At 43.4% G+C, this 16,878-nt stretch carries 19 protein-coding genes; 8 read left to right on the top strand and 11 right to left on the bottom strand.

Annotated elements, in window-relative coordinates; all coding sequences use genetic code 11:
• Positions 1 to 247 precede the first annotated feature (247 nt).
• A complete protein-coding gene (locus tag AB4507_RS15390) occupies positions 248 to 1,354 on the top strand; it encodes a M20/M25/M40 family metallo-hydrolase (protein WP_017065539.1) in 1,107 nt (368 codons plus the stop codon).
• A 108-nt stretch (positions 1,355 to 1,462) separates the two neighbouring features.
• On the opposite strand, the gene AB4507_RS15395 is transcribed toward AB4507_RS15390, so the two are convergent.
• Together AB4507_RS15395 and AB4507_RS15400 are read right to left on the bottom strand one after the other, a co-directional pair.
• Positions 1,463 to 1,885 carry a DUF3859 domain-containing protein gene (locus AB4507_RS15395; protein WP_019824122.1) on the bottom strand — a complete coding sequence of 141 codons (423 nt, stop codon included), beginning with the start codon at positions 1,883 to 1,885 and terminating at the stop codon, positions 1,463 to 1,465.
• A gap of 78 nt (positions 1,886 to 1,963) precedes the next feature.
• Positions 1,964 to 2,332 carry an ATP-binding protein gene (locus tag AB4507_RS15400; RefSeq protein WP_017065537.1) on the bottom strand — a complete coding sequence of 123 codons (369 nt, stop codon included), beginning with the start codon at positions 2,330 to 2,332 and terminating at the stop codon, positions 1,964 to 1,966.
• A 275-nt stretch (positions 2,333 to 2,607) separates the two neighbouring features.
• Here AB4507_RS15400 and metA point away from each other — a divergent pair, with 275 nt between their 5' ends.
• Together metA and pilW are read left to right on the top strand one after the other, a co-directional pair.
• Positions 2,608 to 3,549, top strand: coding sequence for a homoserine O-succinyltransferase (metA, locus tag AB4507_RS15405; RefSeq protein ID WP_017066439.1), 942 nt, complete (start codon positions 2,608 to 2,610; stop codon positions 3,547 to 3,549).
• A 168-nt stretch (positions 3,550 to 3,717) separates the two neighbouring features.
• Positions 3,718 to 4,485 (top strand): type IV pilus biogenesis/stability protein PilW, encoded by a 768-nt coding sequence (gene pilW, locus AB4507_RS15410; RefSeq protein WP_102320099.1) that lies wholly within the window; start codon positions 3,718 to 3,720, stop codon positions 4,483 to 4,485.
• 90 nt (positions 4,486 to 4,575) lie between these two features.
• On the opposite strand, the gene rlmF is transcribed toward pilW, so the two are convergent.
• Together rlmF and AB4507_RS15420 are read right to left on the bottom strand one after the other, a co-directional pair.
• Entirely contained in the window at positions 4,576 to 5,898 is a 1,323-nt protein-coding gene (gene rlmF, locus AB4507_RS15415; protein WP_017066172.1) for a 23S rRNA (adenine(1618)-N(6))-methyltransferase RlmF, read from the bottom strand.
• A gap of 4 nt (positions 5,899 to 5,902) precedes the next feature.
• Positions 5,903 to 6,400, bottom strand: coding sequence for a YgjP-like metallopeptidase domain-containing protein (locus AB4507_RS15420; RefSeq protein WP_102320098.1), 498 nt, complete (start codon positions 6,398 to 6,400; stop codon positions 5,903 to 5,905).
• Between the two features lie 137 nt (positions 6,401 to 6,537).
• Between AB4507_RS15420 and AB4507_RS15425 the strand changes: the two genes are divergently transcribed.
• On the top strand, positions 6,538 to 6,774 hold the full coding sequence (locus tag AB4507_RS15425; protein ID WP_016786183.1) for a glutaredoxin family protein: 237 nt from the start codon (positions 6,538 to 6,540) through the stop codon (positions 6,772 to 6,774).
• Between the two features lie 89 nt (positions 6,775 to 6,863).
• Here the strand turns inward: AB4507_RS15425 and AB4507_RS15430 are convergent, their stop codons facing one another.
• Entirely contained in the window at positions 6,864 to 7,736 is an 873-nt protein-coding gene (locus AB4507_RS15430) for a LysR family transcriptional regulator (protein WP_017066171.1), read from the bottom strand.
• A 110-nt stretch (positions 7,737 to 7,846) separates the two neighbouring features.
• On the opposite strand from AB4507_RS15430, the gene AB4507_RS15435 reads away from it, so the two are divergent.
• Both AB4507_RS15435 and AB4507_RS15440 read left to right on the top strand, forming a co-directional pair.
• Positions 7,847 to 9,046 carry an MFS transporter gene (locus AB4507_RS15435; RefSeq protein WP_102393885.1) on the top strand — a complete coding sequence of 400 codons (1,200 nt, stop codon included), beginning with the start codon at positions 7,847 to 7,849 and terminating at the stop codon, positions 9,044 to 9,046.
• Between the two features lie 85 nt (positions 9,047 to 9,131).
• Complete coding sequence (locus tag AB4507_RS15440; protein ID WP_102393884.1) at positions 9,132 to 9,698, top strand: DUF1415 domain-containing protein; 567 nt, start codon at positions 9,132 to 9,134, stop codon at positions 9,696 to 9,698.
• A gap of 28 nt (positions 9,699 to 9,726) precedes the next feature.
• Here the strand turns inward: AB4507_RS15440 and AB4507_RS15445 are convergent, their stop codons facing one another.
• Complete coding sequence (locus AB4507_RS15445; protein WP_017070903.1) at positions 9,727 to 10,797, bottom strand: diguanylate cyclase domain-containing protein; 1,071 nt, start codon at positions 10,795 to 10,797, stop codon at positions 9,727 to 9,729.
• Between the two features lie 213 nt (positions 10,798 to 11,010).
• On the opposite strand from AB4507_RS15445, the gene AB4507_RS15450 reads away from it, so the two are divergent.
• The gene (locus AB4507_RS15450) at positions 11,011 to 11,586 is read left to right on the top strand and encodes a nucleoside triphosphate pyrophosphohydrolase family protein (RefSeq protein WP_304564037.1); all 576 of its coding nucleotides are present in this window, start codon (positions 11,011 to 11,013) and stop codon (positions 11,584 to 11,586) included.
• Positions 11,587 to 11,742: 156 nt separating this feature from the next.
• Here the strand turns inward: AB4507_RS15450 and AB4507_RS15455 are convergent, their stop codons facing one another.
• The 5 genes from AB4507_RS15455 to gntH all read right to left on the bottom strand — a co-directional run bounded on the left by AB4507_RS15455 (position 11,743) and on the right by gntH (position 15,828).
• Positions 11,743 to 12,231, bottom strand: a complete 489-nt coding sequence (locus AB4507_RS15455; RefSeq protein ID WP_017068284.1) for a GNAT family N-acetyltransferase — start codon at positions 12,229 to 12,231, stop codon at positions 11,743 to 11,745.
• A 285-nt stretch (positions 12,232 to 12,516) separates the two neighbouring features.
• Positions 12,517 to 12,696, bottom strand: coding sequence for a hypothetical protein (locus tag AB4507_RS15460; RefSeq protein WP_017095358.1), 180 nt, complete (start codon positions 12,694 to 12,696; stop codon positions 12,517 to 12,519).
• A 170-nt stretch (positions 12,697 to 12,866) separates the two neighbouring features.
• Positions 12,867 to 13,376, bottom strand: a complete 510-nt coding sequence (locus AB4507_RS15465; RefSeq protein ID WP_372182916.1) for a hypothetical protein — start codon at positions 13,374 to 13,376, stop codon at positions 12,867 to 12,869.
• A gap of 185 nt (positions 13,377 to 13,561) precedes the next feature.
• A complete protein-coding gene (locus AB4507_RS15470) occupies positions 13,562 to 14,077 on the bottom strand; it encodes a hypothetical protein (RefSeq protein WP_108185530.1) in 516 nt (171 codons plus the stop codon).
• Between the two features lie 125 nt (positions 14,078 to 14,202).
• Positions 14,203 to 15,828, bottom strand: a complete 1,626-nt coding sequence (gene gntH, locus AB4507_RS15475) for a guanitoxin biosynthesis MBL fold metallo-hydrolase GntH (RefSeq protein ID WP_017068281.1) — start codon at positions 15,826 to 15,828, stop codon at positions 14,203 to 14,205.
• Between the two features lie 192 nt (positions 15,829 to 16,020).
• On the opposite strand from gntH, the gene AB4507_RS15480 reads away from it, so the two are divergent.
• Positions 16,021 to 16,860: a LysR family transcriptional regulator gene (locus AB4507_RS15480; protein WP_017068280.1), complete on the top strand. Its 840-nt coding sequence runs from the start codon at positions 16,021 to 16,023 to the stop codon at positions 16,858 to 16,860.
• The last annotated feature ends 18 nt before the right edge of the window (positions 16,861 to 16,878 follow it).

Genomic DNA, 16,878 nt, shown 5'->3' on the forward strand with positions numbered 1-16,878 from the left:
ATTGATTGAATTCCAATTTTATTGACGTTTTTTTAAGAGCGGTCAAACATTATACCCGACAGATATACAGATTAAAATCCTGCGCACTGGTGGATCTGAATTGGGTTTTTCTCATTAATTAGAATAATCAGGCAACTTTCTTGATTTAACTCAGACAATCATCTACCTCATTGGCGTTATAGTGATTTTCCTGTTCCTACCTCCGCGGCTTCTTTTTGAACAAGCGGAAGCATAATGAGAATTAACAATGACCCAAATTAATGAACAACGTCTTGTAGAACATTTCTGCGATCTAGTGAAAATTGATAGTGAATCTCGTAACGAAAAAGCGATTGCTGAAGCTTTGGCTGAGCAACTCGGTGAACTAGGTTTTGAAGTTCACAAACTGGCGGTTCCTGAAGAAGTATCTAACGGTTTCAACATCTACGCTCGTCTAGATGGCACTCTTCCAGGTAGCACAGTGTTCAGCTGCCACATGGACACAGTAACGCCAGGCATCGGCATTGAGCCAATCATCGAAGACGGTATCATCCGTTCAAAAGGCAACACAATTCTAGGTGGTGACGACAAGTCTGGTATCGCAGCTATCATGGAAGCGGTTCGTTGCATCAAAGCAGAAGGCCAAGAGCACAAAACTATCGAGATTGCGTTTACTGTATTCGAAGAAGGCGGTCTGTTCGGTTCTTTGAACTTCGACATGTCTTACATTCAATCTGAGCACGCAATCGTACTTGATACAGGCGGCCCAATTGGCACCATCGTAAACGCAGCGCCTGGCCAACAGAAGATTGTAGCTAACATCAAAGGTCGCCCTGCTCACGCTGGCTTAGCACCAGAAGAAGGCATCAGCGCAATTCAGGTTGCTGCAGACGCAATCACTAAGATGAACCTACTTCGTATCGATGAAGAAACGACAGCAAACGTTGGTATTGTTGAAGGTGGTCAAGCGACTAACATCGTAATGCCAGAGCTTAAAGTCGTGGCTGAAGCACGTTCTCTAAACGGCGAAAAGCTAACGGCTCAAGTTGAACATATGATCTCTACATTCCAAGAAAGTGCTAAGCAGTTCGGCGCTGAAGTAGAAATCGAATCAACTCGTGCTTACGATGCATTCGTTATTGCAGACGATCATCCGCACATTCTTTCTATCAAATCGGCGTTTGAGAAGCTTGGCGTCACAGCGAACACTAAACGCACTGGCGGCGGTAGCGATGCAAACAACTTCAACGCAAAAGGCCTGACAACAGTTAACCTTTCTACTGGTATGGCGAAAGTTCACACCACTGAAGAGTACATTGCAGTGAAAGACATGGTCGCAATCACTGAGTTTGTTGTGGCTTACGTAACGCAATAATCGAATCCATTAGTTGGGTAGTCACTTCTATCTAGCACAATGAAAAAAGCCGAGACATCAACACGATGCTCGGCTTTTTGCTATTTAGGTGAACATAGAAGGTCGAATCTAAAACCCTCTACGCTTCCAGAATTGGCCTTCGTCTTTTGCTACGAGGTCGAATGTCTTATCAGCAATAATGTTGCCTTTTAGCTCAACCGTCATGCGCCATTTACCTAACTTGTTCGAGACAGGTGCCCAGATAGTGTCACCTAAGTAGAAATCCCAGTCATTGTTGCCGACATACTCTTCACCATCGAACGGTTCGAGCACTTCGCCCTTGTCTGTGGTGATATTCGGGTGATAGATGCAGTAGCGGATCTTTTCGCCTTTGGCTTTTTTGATATTCAAGATATAGCCAAATTCCACGTCGATTTCAGCATCAACGGTGGTGGTGAACTCTTGGATTTTTGGAAGGTCTTTAGATTTGGAATCCCACGTGGAATAGATACCATAAGAAGTCATGTCGACCACAACTGAGCGCTTTGCCATTTCAATCTTTACCTTGGAGTTATTCTATTAATTTAATTCTATTTGCCATTCAGCCACGCAAGCAGAAGAAGAACGAGGCTATTCTTGCCAGTCTTTCGCCATACGCTTAATTACTGAAGGTTCAATGTCGTGAATAGTGCCATATTGCTCTCGGCACACTTCGATAATTAATTCTGCTTTATATTTGAGTGCAAGTTGGCGGTAGGCTTTCATTTCCCAATGCTTAATAAAGGTATTCGAAACAACCACATCAAACCCTTGCTTTAAGCCGTTTTCAGCTGTGTTTTGACACCACTCATGAGCTTGTTGCAGCTGCCTAGGATCAAAATGGTACTCACCTTGCTCATTCACATAATACATATCGGCTTCGACATGCAATGCATCGTAGGTTTTTGCTTTTGTTGATTTGCCAGAGCCGGGCAACCCTCGAATGAGTATTAACTTCATCTGTCACTTTACAGGCTAATTCGAAAACATGAGTTTATCGTAAATAGTAACGAGTTGCTCTGATAACTGCCTCTGCTCAGCATACGAAAACCAAGTACTTACACACGACTCAGACAATCACTGAATACAATGAGACTCCCCTCGAAGCGCGTGGATTGCTTCTGATAGAAAACACAAATAATTTACATCTATCCATTTTGCATATCGACAAGCGTATCAAACTACTATAGATTTAGATGTATAGACGTCTACATATCTAGCTTAGGGAGAAAGCTGTGCCTATTCGCATTCCAGACCAATTGCCAGCATCCGATGTTCTTCGTGAAGAAAACATCTTCGTTATGCCGTTATCAAGAGCATCGACACAGGAAATTCGTCCACTTCGAGTCTTGATCCTCAACCTAATGCCGAAGAAGATTGAAACTGAAACTCAATTTTTACGCCTACTATCGAACAGCCCATTGCAAGTGGATGTAGAGCTGCTGCGCATTGATGACCGACCAAGTAAAAACACACCGACTGAACACCTTGATAACTTCTACCGCCAATTTGAAATGGTCAAAGAAAGAAACTTTGATGGATTGATCATCACTGGTGCGCCGCTTGGCTTGGTTCAATTTGAAGATGTGATCTACTGGGATCACCTGAAAACCATCATGGAATGGGCAAACAAGCACGTTACTTCAACGCTATACGTGTGTTGGGCGGCTCAGGCTGGTTTGAAGTTATTATATGATTTGCCAAAACGCACTCGTAAAGAGAAGCTGTCTGGTGTTTATAACCACGAGATACATAACCCATACCACCCTATTTTACGTGGCTTCGACGATACATTCTTAGCTCCGCACTCTCGCTATGCGGACTTCTCTCAAGAGTACTTAGCGGAACATACTGACCTTGATGTTCTTGCAACTTCTGATGTTGCAGGCGTATACCTAGCAGCAACCAAAGATAAGCGAAACGTGTTTGTAACGGGTCACCCTGAGTACGACTCTCACACACTTCACAATGAGTACATTCGAGATTTGGGTGAAGGCATGGAGCCTGTGATACCAATCAACTACTACCCGAATAACAATCCAGACAACAAACCGGTTGCAAGCTGGCGCAGCCACGGACACTTGTTGTTCTCAAACTGGCTAAACTACTGCGTTTACCAACAAACGCCTTACGATCTGGATCATTTCAGCGAAGACAACTTTACCAAAGACGATTAAGTTCTTTCTTCCGATTCACAAACACATAAACCGTGTTCAGTATGTTGTTGATAAAACGACGAATTGGACGCGGTTTTTTTATGGTGTGTGGGTCGCATTCCATGATAGATTTACGACTTCAATGGGTTTGATTTCATATGATGGGTTGGTGTTCATAAGGAGCTTCACATGCCTGCCAAGCCATCATTTTCAAATCCGATTTCGTTGTCCCGCCCTCTTTCGTTATCAAGTGTGGTACTACTTGCCTCGCTTTCCTTGGCCGGTTGTGTCTCTGTCACTGAAGGACCGCCAAAGATTGAAAGTGATCCTATCGCGATGTCTGAATCTCGAATCGAATTAGGTTTGGGCTATATGGGACAAGGCAATATGGTGAGAGCGCGTGAAAACCTTGAGCTCGCGATTAAACACGCACCTAGCTACTACCGTGCTCGGCTTTCAATGGCGCATTACTACGAACAAGTGGGTGAAGTAGATGAAGCGAGAAGCACTTACCGCAAAGCACTCAGTCTTGATTCAAGAAATGGCAATGTATTGAACAACTACGGTACCTTCTTGTGTAAACAGGGCGAATACGAACAAGCCGATAATTACTTCAATCGCGCCATCGACCAACCCTACTACTACTTGGTGTCTGCAAGTTATGAAAACGCCGCGTTTTGCGCATTTAAGGCTGGCAATACAGACCAAGCGAAGTACTACTTCAGCAGAGCGATTGACCACGATCCAAACCGCGTGAAATCGATACTACAGTTATCAAAAATTGAAGTGAGTGACGCCGATTACAATGACGCTCGAATCCGTTTATTCAAATTCCACCAGCGTTATGGCTACCAAATTCCATCGCTTAAAATCTTGGTCGAGCTCGAAAACAAAGCAGGTAACAGTGCTCTAGAGAAGAAATATCAGAGTAAGTTAGATGAGTTACTTTCTGCTTAGCGCATATGAAAAACACAAAAAAACGGGCTTGTTGCGTTAACAACAAGCCCCTACGTAATTTCAACTTAATATCTTAACTAAGTGCAGCCGCTATTTTAGCGCGATCCACTCTTGTCTTTGCTCATCGTCCATAAAGGTCCATGCGATAAAGCGACTTACCTTCTGGCCTTGTGACATCTCGACGACTTTCACTTGTTTAGCTCTAAGCTTGCCAAGCTCTGAACGAACCATATCGACGTTATCTTTCTTAGAAATCAATGTCGTAAACCACAAAACTTGAGTAGCAAAAAGTTGACTCTCTCTTGCCATCTTCATAATGAAAGCGGCTTCACCACCTGGGCACCAAAGCTCGGCTTTTTGACCACCAAAGTTTAAGGTTGGTTTAGCTTGCTTAGTTGATTTATCTAACTTAACTGGCTTCTTGTTCGTTTCAGGCTTGAATGACTGACCGGCTTTCTTAGCACGGTTCGCCGCTAGATTATCCAGTTTACGTTGTGACCCCTTTTCAGCCTCTTCAAGAGAGCTGTGGAATGGAGGATTACAAATAGTGACATCGTAACGTTCATTATCCTTAATCACGCCCTTAAAGATAGATTCAGAGTCAGCTTGTAGGCGAGCGCGGATCTTACCTTTTAGATTAGGGTTGCTTTCCGCTATGAAGTTCGCTGTTTTGATGGAGACTGAATCAACATCTGTCCCTGTACAACGCCACTTATACTCTGTCGCACCAATGATTGGGTAGATACAGTTTGCACCGACACCAATATCTAATGCTTTCACAGACGCGTGGTTATAGGGTTCACCTTGGCCATCGCTATTAAGGATGTCGGCCACTCTGTGAATGTAGTCTGCACGACCAGGAATTGGCGGGCACAAGTAACCAGCAGGAATATCCCAATGTTTAACGCCATAGTGATGCGCCAACAAAGCTTTGTTGAGTAGCTTAACAGCCAATGGATCAGAGAAATTAATGGTGTCTTCGCCAACCGGATTCTTGATCAGATGCTCTTTTAGCTCAGGCAAGGCTGCAACTAGTAACTCGAAGTTATAGCGGCCAGTGTGCTGGTTTCTTGGGTGTAATCCACCTTGAGGTTTTTCAGCCGAGCGTCTTTTCTGAGCTGCGTTCTTGTTAAAAGCCGTTTTATTGAAAGAACCCTTATTCGATGATCCTTTATTGGCACCCGGTTTACCTCTGCTATCTTTTGCAAAAGGTCGCTTTGCTTTGTTATTGCCCGCGCCTTTAGGTGCACTATTCTTGCGGCTTTTATCAGATGTGTTCTTTGTAGAAATACGCTTGTCGCTGCTTGGCTTAGCTGTACTTGGCTTAACATCAGCTTGGTTGTCTTTTGTTTTTGCTGATGAAGTGCTGTTTTTCGACAGGCTTAGCGTCGTTCTATTTTGTGATTGGCTCATTGGGCTACTTCTTTAAATCTAAATACATCATGAATAAACGGGCATCCAACTCAAGTTGATGATATTCCGATTCCATGTGACAGCATAGTTGGTAAAAGGCTTTGTCGTGCTCTTTCTCTTTGATATGCGCCAGTTCGTGTACCACCAGCATTCTTAGCAAAGGTTCTGGTGCATTTTTAAAAACACTGGCGATACGAATTTCATTCTTTGATTTGATCTTTCCACCGTGATTCTTAGCAACGTAAGAATGCAGACCTAACGCATTATTGATTAGGTGTATCTTGCCGTCGTAAATCACTTTGCTGATCGGTGGTGTTTTTTTCATGTAGCGATTTTTTATCTCAATCGCATAGTCAAACAGGGCTTTCTCGCTTTTTATTTCATGATTCTTTGGGTAGCGAGCTTCAAACCAAGGCACCAATTTACCCGACTCTACAAGTTGAGTAACAGGATCAAGAATGTGCTTAGGATAGCCTTGAATATAGCGTAAAGAAGGATGCATGCTGAAAGACCGTACAAGTTACACCACGACAATACGTTGTGGTCTTGAAAATTGAGCCGCATAGTGTAACTGATCACACTTTTCTAATCACCTAGGATTCGTTACACTTTAGCGAGATTCACCAAGAGAATGAAAAAATGAAACGTGTTGTATTGTACGTCGCAGACAAATGCCCGCACTGTAAAGATGCCCAAAGGTATTTAGACTCTAAGAAAATTGTTTACCGCCTGACGAATGCAAAGATGCAGCGTGGCCGTAAAGAATTGCAAGCAATGGGTGCTCGTTCTATCCCCGTGCTTAAAATCGGCGATCAAGTGATGGTCGGCTGGAATCAGAAAAACTTCGATAAGATGTATAACTCAAAGAACACCTAACGTGCTCTGAGCCAGTCATACTTCTATACAACAAAGCCCGAATATCCAATCTAGGATGTTCGGGCTTTGTTTAATTAAATCTTACTAAATCACACATACCGCTTAACGAAATCAATAAAGGTTCTGTCAGCTTTCGACAAATACCCTTCCTTTCTCCAGGCCAACGATAGATTCAGTTTTACAGGGTCTTTAAATGGCACGCCTATCACGTCTTTCTCATATTCCGTCACTAAGCTCAACAGCGCGGTGATCGCAAACTCTTGTTTAACGATAGAAAGAATCATCGGGAGCAAGTTGGTTTCAAACGCAATGGTCATATCAAGATCGTACTTCTTACAGGTCGCATCAATAAAATCGCGGTGGAAATAGCCCGATTTAAACATGATCAGCTCTTGAGCAAAGAATTCTTCAAAGGTCATCGAAGGCTGTTGTGCTAGCGGATGCTCCTTACCGACAACGGCGACCATCTCAGAACTTAACAGATGATCCGTTTCCAAATCATCTGGAACGTTCTCATGATTAATTACGCCAATATCGAGTTCGCCGTTTAACAGCATTTCACGAATCGATGCGGTGCCAGCATCAATCAAGGTCAACTTTAGGTTTGGGTATTGGCTTTTAAATGCCATCACTACTTGGGGGAAAAAGTAACTGCCCATCATACTTGGAGCGCCTAATCGAACCTCGCCTTTTTCTAGCCCCTTTAGTTCATTCATCGCGAGCTGAGCATCATCAAACTGCTGGGCGATTCGCTTTGCATGCTCAAACAGTACTTTGCCCTCCTCCGTTAAAGTGACGGATTTATCGCCTCGACGGAATAGAATCAACTCAAGCGTCTGTTCTAGTTTTTTAATAGAAATGCTCAATGCGGGCTGCGCGATATGCAGCGCTTTGGCGGCCTGAGTGAAGTTACCAAACTGCGCAACAGCCAGAAAATGTCGAAGAGGTTTTGATTCAAGCATGGCGATATATTTAATATATAGAGGTGATATTTTTAATATATTTCTTTAATCACACTTGTGCTGATAACTTGTTCACAAATAGCTTACTAACTCGTGCAGGCACAACGTAAATGTTTGATAAAGGCAGTCTTCAATACAAACGCATCACCCAATCATTGGCGATTGGCTCGTTTATCATTTTCTGTAACCTTTACCTCTTTCAGCCAATCTTGCCGCACATGGCGGAGCACTTCCAAGTATCTGAAACTCAGATCAACTGGTTGTTTGCTGCTACAACACTCGGCCTTTCGATTAGCTTGGTACCTTGGGCAATTGCCTCTGAAACCTTTGGTCGTAAACCCATTATTCTGTTCAGTCTGTTCGCTATCCCATTAATAGGGTTAAGCATGGTGTTCACGACTACCTTGTTGCAACTCGTTATTGCCCGCGCATTTATGGGCATCGCTGTGGCGGCGTTTGCTGGTGTGGCGGTTGCCTATATGGTTGAGGAGTTAACACCCAAAGCCTTTGCTGTCGCGATTGGAGGTTATATTGCGGCCAACTCATTGGGTGGAATCTTCGGACGTGTATTGGGTGGCTTGATTACGGATTATTTCGACTGGCATGCGACAGTTTTGTTTTTCGTTGTCGGCTCTTTGCTTGGCGCTCTCTATATTGCATATAGCTTACCTGACCAACAAAACTTTAAGCCACAGAAAGGCCTGTTCTTTCACCATAACCGCTCTGTAATGATGCACTTAAAAAACCGTACACTGTGGCTCGCGATGTTGATTGGGGGTGCTAACTTTGCTCTGTTCGTTAACCTGTACTCGGTGATGGGCTTTAGGCTAGTCTCTGCGCCTCATTCAGTGCCTGTAGGTTTAGCTTCGCTGATATTCCTATGTTACTTGGCCGGTACGGTCAGCTCTAAGCTATCAAACAAATGGACACTTCGCTTTGATCCGTTAAACGGAATTTTGATGGGCGTGTGCATTAGCTTAATTGGAATGCTGGTTTCTGCGGTCGATAAAGTCCCGTTCATGTTAGCTGGCTTGTTATTGATTAGTGGCGGTGCGTTCTTTGCCCACACTCTTGCCTACTCTTGGGTGAGTCAAAAAGCACCGAGCGCTAAGGCGACAGCGACCGCGCTCTATCTGGTTCACTATTATATTGGCGGTAGTTTAGGTGGATTCTTGCTTTTATATTGCTGGCAACTGTTCGGTTGGAATGGCGTGATTGCAGGTGGTTCAATCTTCTATGTCGCGATATTTGCTTGGGTCTATCAGTTGAAACAGCTACAAGTATCGACTTCCAAACTCGCACAAGCATAACTACGACTGAGTTTGTAACTCAATTATTGCTTTTGATTAACGTCCGTTCTGATATCCTACGCAAAATTTCATTTCGGAACCTGTTATGTCGAACACTCAAAGCACAGATCTTCAAACCATCCACGACCAAGTTAAACAATGGTTAGACGATGTCGTTATTGGCCTAAACCTGTGCCCATTCGCAGCCAAGCCACAACGTAATAAACAGATTAAGATCTTTGTGAGTGAAGCGAATACGGAAGAAGCGTTACTGGAAGACATCATGACGCATTTCGTAGAGTTAGATAATACGCCAGTTGCTGAATTAGAGACGACTTTAGTGGTGGTTCCTAACATGCTGCAAGATTTCTTCGACTACAACATGTTCATTGATTGGGTTGAAGCGTTGATCAAACAGCAAGACTGGGAAGGCGTTTACCAAGTGGCAACGTTCCATCCTGACTATTGCTTTGGTGGTGCGGATCCAGAAGACGATGAAAACCTAACGAATCGCTCTCCATACCCTGTTTACCATTTGATTCGTGAAGCAAGCATGGAAAAGGTACTGAAGCACTACCCTAACCCTGAAGCGATCCCAGACACCAACATCGCAAGAGTTGAGTCTTTAACGCCAGAAGAACGCCGTCAACTGTTCCCTTACTTGTTTAGTTAATAGTTCAGTTAATCGCTAACATGATGGCTCATATTCCTGAGCGCTCTTGATGATATGGACGAGAAATGAACTGATCTCGTCCATTTTGTTTCGCAATGTACAGACACTCATCGGCAACTTTGATGAGCTTATCTAACGCCGACATCCTTTCCCCTTTGGTATCCCCTGTACTCAACTCAAAATGACACGCACCAATTGATATAGTGACAGGCTTTCGATCCAGTGTGATTTTCTTCATCTCTTGCAAAAGAGTCATGAACTTATCTTCAACATAGTTTGGTGTTTTATTTGGATACCAAAGAATGAACTCTTCACCACCAAAACGCGCCACAAACTCACCCTTTTGAGTGTTATTGTTCAGCACGCTCGCCACTTTCTTTAATACAACATCGCCCATTTGGTGACCGTAAATGTCGTTAACCTGTTTAAAGAAGTCGATGTCGACAACCGCCAAGGTTCCCTTTCCTAAAGAGCCTTTTAACTGCTCGACTTCCGCATTCAACGTTTTAAACAAGCAACGTCTATTTGGCAAGTGTGTCAGAGGATCATACAGAGCTTGATACTCCAATTTCTCATTCAACTCTTTGAGTTTTCGTTCTTGCTGCCTTCTAACCAGCTCCACTTCGATCCATGATGCCATTAGTCTCATCACGTCGACATCGAACTCTTTGAACTCACGATGATAGGGTGCTGGGCTTGAAAAGTTTAAGGTGCCATAAAGCTCATCATTAACGAAAATGGGAACCCCAATATAAGACTCCAAGCCAAAAGACTGGTAAGCAGGATGCTTCGCATACTTATCGTGTTTGCCACAATGCTCAATACAGATAGGACCAATCGATTTACAGGTAATTTCGCAATAGGTTGAACGATAATCAAAAGTGTCACCGCTATTGAGTTCTACCCCTTCAGGCGTAACACAATGTTCAACAACATAAGTATTGCCATCGACTTTCGATAAGATACCAATATCAAGGTTGAAGCGTTCAAGCCCCATAATAAGCAGCTGAGCGATCTGAATATCGAAGCCCTTTCGATAATCATTGGTGATTTGATACAAGCGGCGTATAACAATTTCGCTTTCACTGGCTTGGTTCATAAATGGGATTCCACTACTGCTGACATTAATGGCAACATTAATATTTCGTATATTAAGAAGAGTAAAGTGTAAAAAAACATAATAATCAATTAGTTTGTATGCAAAATACCTCATTGGTCCAATGAATAAAAGTCGCGTTCTTCCACTTTGCGTTAGCACCCCATTACTACCTTTGTTAAAATGATCCATTAACGAAACAAAATGGATAGGAATATGAACCTTTCTCAACTAAACCAAGAAATCTACGATCACCTTTACCGCGACATTGAAGAGTTCCGCAGTACTTTTGATCTGCCGGTTGCTGCTCCTGAAACAATGGACGAAAAAGGCGATACGCTACATACCTCTCTAGCGATCGAAGAGCTAACAGAACTTGCAGAAGCTGACTCTAAAATCGAACAAGCGGACGCTATCGTAGACAGCGTTTATGTTTTGATGGGACGTCTGGTTCACCTTGGCCAAGCTAAGGTTGAAGACAACCTAGCAATCAGCTACCTGATCGACCTACTGTTGAATGTTTCTAAAAACCGCTCAATTGACTTCTTACCTTGCTGGGACGAAGTACACTCAAGCAACATGAGCAAAGTATGTCGCAACGAAACTGAATATGCTGAAACAGAAGCTTTCTATGCTGAGCAGAACATCAAGCTGATGGCGGTTCAAAAAGGCGAATACATCATCGCTAAGTGTGCGGAAGATTTCGTATCGGAAGGCAAGACAGTTCGCCAAGGTAAAGTACTAAAATCTGTACACTACCGTCCTGCGAACCTTGAGCCACTAACGGCTTAACTAAGTTTACGACTGAACTAAGGTTATGGCTGTAGCTCTTTAAAGCACCAGCGCACCAAAATAGCAAACGCCACGTTTAAATAACGTGGCGTTTTATTATCTGTCAGTTAATTCTAACTGTGTTAATCGTAGCTGTGTGTTAATCGTAGCTAAATGCTATACCAGTCGAGCCATATGATAAGCCGCCACATATTCGCCATTTCTGAAAGCGAACCCTGCGGACTCTCCTTCAATCACGAAACCGAACTTCTTATACAGGCTGATCGCTCTTTCATTATCGGTGTATACCGTTAACTCCATTCGCTTGATGTTAATCCAGTTATCACACAAGTCGATCGCGGTCGCGAGCAGCTGACTACCCACACCTTTGCCTAGCACATCGTCTTTAACACCCATACCAAATGAAGCCACATGTCGTCTTCTTGGATTCACGCACACTTCCATTCCCAAGTTGCCAACAATCTCATCGTCGATCATCGCGACATACGAGTACACGTTATCAGGCATATTAGAGATTCGTTTTTGCCAGCTTTCCAGAGATGGATTTGGGAGTTGCAGCGTACCGGTATAAGCATTAGTGCATTCGTAAACTTCTTTGATTCCCTTTGCATCTGACGGTTCAGACCGTCTCACTATAATACTCATCGCAACTCCTAATATTTCTTCGCTAAATATGAAACACATCCTCAATGTGCACCTAAACACACTAACAAATAGTAAATATTTAACAATAGGTTAGATGAAATTGTTTCAAATTAAAAAATTAGTAAGCGGGGTAAATAGTATTCTGACGAAGGCTTGTTAATAGTGCGGTTTTACTTGTCGTGGCTAACGGAAAGTTTCCGATGGAGAGAGTAAAGACTAGGTTATTATGTTGATGTGATATGGACACAAAGGTATGTGCCCATATTGTTTAACTAGTTCTCTTGATTAGTCACGTTCACATTGAACTTGCATGACTTTAAGGTCTGTTGCATTTAGCTTCTCAGCTAGCGCTGCGCCTTCTTCATTACATTGCTCAAGAGTCGTAAATTGGGTGTTAACTTCCATTTCTGCTGTGCTGTCAGCGCCACCCATCATTAGGCTTAGAATCAGTGTGAGTTCGTACATAAAATAATCCTCTTTCGAGCTTTAAAAGCGTCCATTCGAATAAGATAAAGTGACTAGAATCCGCCCTAATTCACTTGTTTCGTTTGAGATAATTCTAGTCATTCGCTCGATTCGAGTCTTACCATTTTGTGCCAAGAGGTAACAAAGTAAGTGCGTTTATTTTATTAGGCTTAGTTGATACTGAGTAAACGACCTCGTTCGATATCTTGCTCAAGTACCTCTGGTGTCAAGTCGCCATGTCCATGATGATCGTGATTATGTTGATGCCCATGATCGTGGCCGTGTGAATGACTTTGATGTTCATTTGATCTTTGAGCTAACTTATCTGAATCCAAATAAGTGTCAGTCAAATCAGCACAATAATCTTGAGTCCATAAGCGACGAGCGTCGTCATCACTCATGATTTGCTCAGCTTTAGGGCCCAACTTATCCATGTAGTACATCCCCAACTCCTCACCTTCTACATTGGCGTGGTTGATAAGATTCATGAAAGCAGGTTCTTGATTCTCTTCTGATAGATGCCCATTTTTGTAACACACGGTTAGACCAATAATGTCGTCGCCAAGTTTCTCTAATTCAGGGTTAAAATGATTGTGACTGTGATTATGTTCGGCAGCGGCGACAAGCATTGGAGTAAGTAAAACACATGCGATAGCCAGTAGCTTAATGGTATTTTTCATGGGATAGACCTTATGTATTTTCGAATACAAATTTGATTAGTTGGCTGACTTAGCTTCTTGTGAGATGAGCCAAGTTAAGGGGAACTTCAAGACCATTTCAGCCTGAGTACCCCTCTATCTCACTACAAATAATCAATATGATTGGATAACGAGGCTCGATATAACGAGCGTTCTGTAGACAAAAATCACTTATCAACTACGATTCTTGCTGGTGCGATGGTGTAAGTCATTGGCTTCACCTCCCATTCACCTTTTGCTTCCAATGCAACCGCTAGTGCTTGAGCCTCTTCGCATACCTTCGCTGGTTTTCCGTCAGCCCAGTATGATGGACCCGAGGTGTAGCCGCACATCACTGAAAATGTATGTTGCCCATTCTTTGTGGTGTATTCCGTCATAATGACACCACCTTCTCCATGCGTTAGTTTTAGTGAACCTTCATCGGCGACATGCATTGCATCGGAAGGATTCGGTTTAACATACGTTGTGTAGGTCCCGCCATCTGACATGGATTGGTTGTCATACATGGTGTAGCCTTCTTTTTCTGAAGGTAAGGTCAGTTCGTAGTTAGGATCAATATCCGCTAAACGTTCTGAGTTATTCGTCGCACCAGGTTGATAGTTGTGAGCATTGGATTGTCCGTTAGCGAAAACAGACGCTGACACTAAAGATAGAATGACGACCGCTAAAATTGATTTTTTCATAATGAACTCCAGATATTCTAAGCAAAGAAGTGGTAAGCAATAGTTTTATGATTGAGTAAGATAATGGGTTTATTTACCTAACTTTTTAGGATGTGAGGGCAATATCAGCCCTCACTACAAATACCCTATTTGTTGTCTGTTCCTGCTCCTTCACCAGGCTCAGTTGGACGACTTACCGATTTGCGCTCAAGATTGTGGTGAGCACGCACTCTATCCATGTATTCTTGCTTGGTGTTCATACCTTGCTTCATTGCTTCTGGTACTTGTTCAGCTGGGATCACGATGTCACGGTCGACTGGCCATTCAGTTAACAGCTCTGGGTGGTAGCCCTCTGGGTAGTACAGTTTTGGATCCAACTCTAAATCACGAATCTCTTGTTCTTGTATGTCTTCACGGCTGTTTTTCGGTAATGGGATTCTAAAGTCAGACCCATCGGCCATATCAAATTGTGGCGCTCGCGCATTCGGGAAATCAGGTAAAATACCTTCACGAACCCACGCATTATCTTTAGTCATGTTAACGACAATGCCATCTGGCGCACCGAAGTGGTAAGGCCCTTGCCAATGGTGGCGAACCTCTGCAACGGTTTCCTCATTGAGATATGGGTCGAATGTCATGTGCGTTGTCATGAACAAGCGCGGTTGTACTTCATTCGCCACATAACCCGCCGCGTACGCTGGTGTATGGTGAGTATCAACGGTGTAACGTGCTAAGAATGGCGGCACACCTTGAATAATCGAAGACACGCCAAACGTTTCGGTTTGCAGTTCAGTAATGAACAAGTCTGCACCTTTTGCGTATTTCAAATCCAACTCAGTTGGGCGACCGTCTCCTGTCCAAACAAACGAAAGCACTCGACCGTCATCTTGAGTCCAATTTAAGCGATAGCCAGACGCGCCATCTTTTGCGTGACTGCGTCGCCAGTGAATCACTTCCACATTGTCTTGGTCATAGATAACGCCACCGTCGTCGCGGAAATCAAACTCGTGTACCACTATGTCGTTGCCTGATGGGAACACATCAAATGCATCGGTGTGCCAGTTCAACATTTGTTGCATGCCTTCAATCATATGACGAGTGCCATATTCTGGAGTCGCACCACTTGGGCCATAAATGTTAAGCGGCTTTTCCCAGCGACCATTCCAACCACCAAATTGATACAGATAAGGTAATGAGCCGTAATGATCTACGTGTAAGTGAGTAATGAAGATATGGTCAAGTTCATTCATCGCGACACCCGCCGCTACGTAGTTCGCAATTGATCCTTCACCTAAATCAAAGACAAAGTTAGAGCCGTTACCCAATTCTACGTATATCGAGGTGTTTGCCTGCCCCGGGCGAATCATTGGTGATGTCCCCATGAACGTGACACGCATTTCATCCGGTTGAACTTCTTCAGTGCGTGGGAACCAGTTTGCGCCCGACACCATGTGATCGCCATAAGGTGCAATGCCCTCAAACATCAGGCCTTCTTTCCAACCTGAATTGGTTTCTTTGCGATAGTCACCATTGTTTACACCGCCCATTAACACAGAAAGCACTTCTTCTTCTGAAGAGTACAAGTTCCCCTTAGGTTGAGTGCTCAGATACTCTTCAAGGGTTTCACCCTCGTGATATTCAAATTTCTCGAGTTTTTGAATATCAGAGTTAGTCTGCTTGGTGTTGTATTGCATCATTGGGTCAGCAGCAAAAGCGGTTGTCGTGATGATCATTGCTGTAGAGATGATTGATAATTTTGCGAAAGTTCTCATAGTTTCACCTATCGGTCTGAGTATTTAGTAAATGAATGAAGTTCCTTCCTCACTCCGATGCAAACAAGTTTATTAATAAACAGAACCTTGATATATAGTGTAAACTTTACTTAAAACCTCCATTTCATTTATGAGTCAATAACGACTCCACCATGATTTGGATGAGTGCAATAAGAATAGAGGGAACTGAATTTGGACCTTAATCTACTGACGACATTTTTGGCCGTTTACAAACACAGCTCTATCACCGTGGCATCAGAGCAGCTCGATATTTCTCAACCCGCGGTAAGCGCGGCTATTAAGAGACTCGAAGGTGTCGTGGGCAAGGCTTTATTTGTGAGAGAAGGACGAGGTATCGCGCCCACTGGAGCAGCGGTATCACTCGCTAATAAGATAGAAGACCCATTGAACATCATTGGAACGGTTGAGCAGCAAAAGAATGACCTTAAAGTCTATTGCACAGAGAGCTTGCTTCATTTCGTTAGCCAGGTTGAAGGCGTAAGCTTTACGGAAGCGCCACTCGAAGAGGAAGAACTGTTTGATGCGCTTACTGCACAAAAAGTAGATATCGTCATTGATGTACTTTCGAGTAAGAAACACTCATTGATTGAAGAAACCATCGTCGATGAGGAGCCCGTGTGTCTGACTCGAATCAACCACCCTCGAATTGGTGAGACACTAAGTAAAGAAGAGTATTTCCAAGAGGAACATATTGCGCTCAAGATCAAACGCGCCAACATGAACACGGTCGAGTTTTTATCAGAGAGCGATATCGAGCCGAGAAAAGTCAGAATTGAAACCAGCTCAATTTCAAGCATGCTGATTTTGGCAAGCACGACAGATTATATCGCCGCTTCTACTCGCTCTTTTGCAGAAATGCTTGCACCAGCGCTTGGCTTACGCGTTCACCCTATCCCCATCAAATTAAGACCGATCACGTTTCGAATGCTCTATCACCGCCGCTACGCTAAAGACGAACAGCACATCAAAACCCGTGAAGCAATCAAATCAGCATTAAGGAAACATAAATGAAACTGAGGTTTTAACTAA

Origin of the sequence: Vibrio sp. 10N.222.54.A3 (assembly GCF_041474095.1) — a bacterium.
GTDB classification, from domain to species: domain Bacteria; phylum Pseudomonadota; class Gammaproteobacteria; order Enterobacterales; family Vibrionaceae; genus Vibrio; species Vibrio crassostreae_C.

Bases quoted from the DNA above. Each gene is read 5' to 3' on its own strand.
- AB4507_RS15390 (WP_017065539.1), top strand. From the start codon at position 248: ATGACCCAAATTAATGAACAACGTCTTGTAGAACATTTCTGCGATCTA.
- AB4507_RS15395 (WP_019824122.1), bottom strand. From the start codon at position 1,885: ATGGCAAAGCGCTCAGTTGTGGTCGACATGACTTCTTATGGTATCTAT.
- AB4507_RS15400 (WP_017065537.1), bottom strand. From the start codon at position 2,332: ATGAAGTTAATACTCATTCGAGGGTTGCCCGGCTCTGGCAAATCAACA.
- pilW (WP_102320099.1), top strand. From the start codon at position 3,718: ATGCCTGCCAAGCCATCATTTTCAAATCCGATTTCGTTGTCCCGCCCT.
- rlmF (WP_017066172.1), bottom strand. From the start codon at position 5,898: ATGAGCCAATCACAAAATAGAACGACGCTAAGCCTGTCGAAAAACAGC.
- AB4507_RS15420 (WP_102320098.1), bottom strand. From the start codon at position 6,400: ATGCATCCTTCTTTACGCTATATTCAAGGCTATCCTAAGCACATTCTT.
- AB4507_RS15425 (WP_016786183.1), top strand. From the start codon at position 6,538: ATGAAACGTGTTGTATTGTACGTCGCAGACAAATGCCCGCACTGTAAA.
- AB4507_RS15430 (WP_017066171.1), bottom strand. From the start codon at position 7,736: ATGCTTGAATCAAAACCTCTTCGACATTTTCTGGCTGTTGCGCAGTTT.
- AB4507_RS15435 (WP_102393885.1), top strand. From the start codon at position 7,847: ATGTTTGATAAAGGCAGTCTTCAATACAAACGCATCACCCAATCATTG.
- AB4507_RS15440 (WP_102393884.1), top strand. From the start codon at position 9,132: ATGTCGAACACTCAAAGCACAGATCTTCAAACCATCCACGACCAAGTT.
- AB4507_RS15445 (WP_017070903.1), bottom strand. From the start codon at position 10,797: ATGAACCAAGCCAGTGAAAGCGAAATTGTTATACGCCGCTTGTATCAA.
- AB4507_RS15450 (WP_304564037.1), top strand. From the start codon at position 11,011: ATGAACCTTTCTCAACTAAACCAAGAAATCTACGATCACCTTTACCGC.
- AB4507_RS15455 (WP_017068284.1), bottom strand. From the start codon at position 12,231: ATGAGTATTATAGTGAGACGGTCTGAACCGTCAGATGCAAAGGGAATC.
- AB4507_RS15460 (WP_017095358.1), bottom strand. From the start codon at position 12,696: ATGTACGAACTCACACTGATTCTAAGCCTAATGATGGGTGGCGCTGAC.
- AB4507_RS15465 (WP_372182916.1), bottom strand. From the start codon at position 13,376: ATGAAAAATACCATTAAGCTACTGGCTATCGCATGTGTTTTACTTACT.
- AB4507_RS15470 (WP_108185530.1), bottom strand. From the start codon at position 14,077: ATGAAAAAATCAATTTTAGCGGTCGTCATTCTATCTTTAGTGTCAGCG.
- gntH (WP_017068281.1), bottom strand. From the start codon at position 15,828: ATGAGAACTTTCGCAAAATTATCAATCATCTCTACAGCAATGATCATC.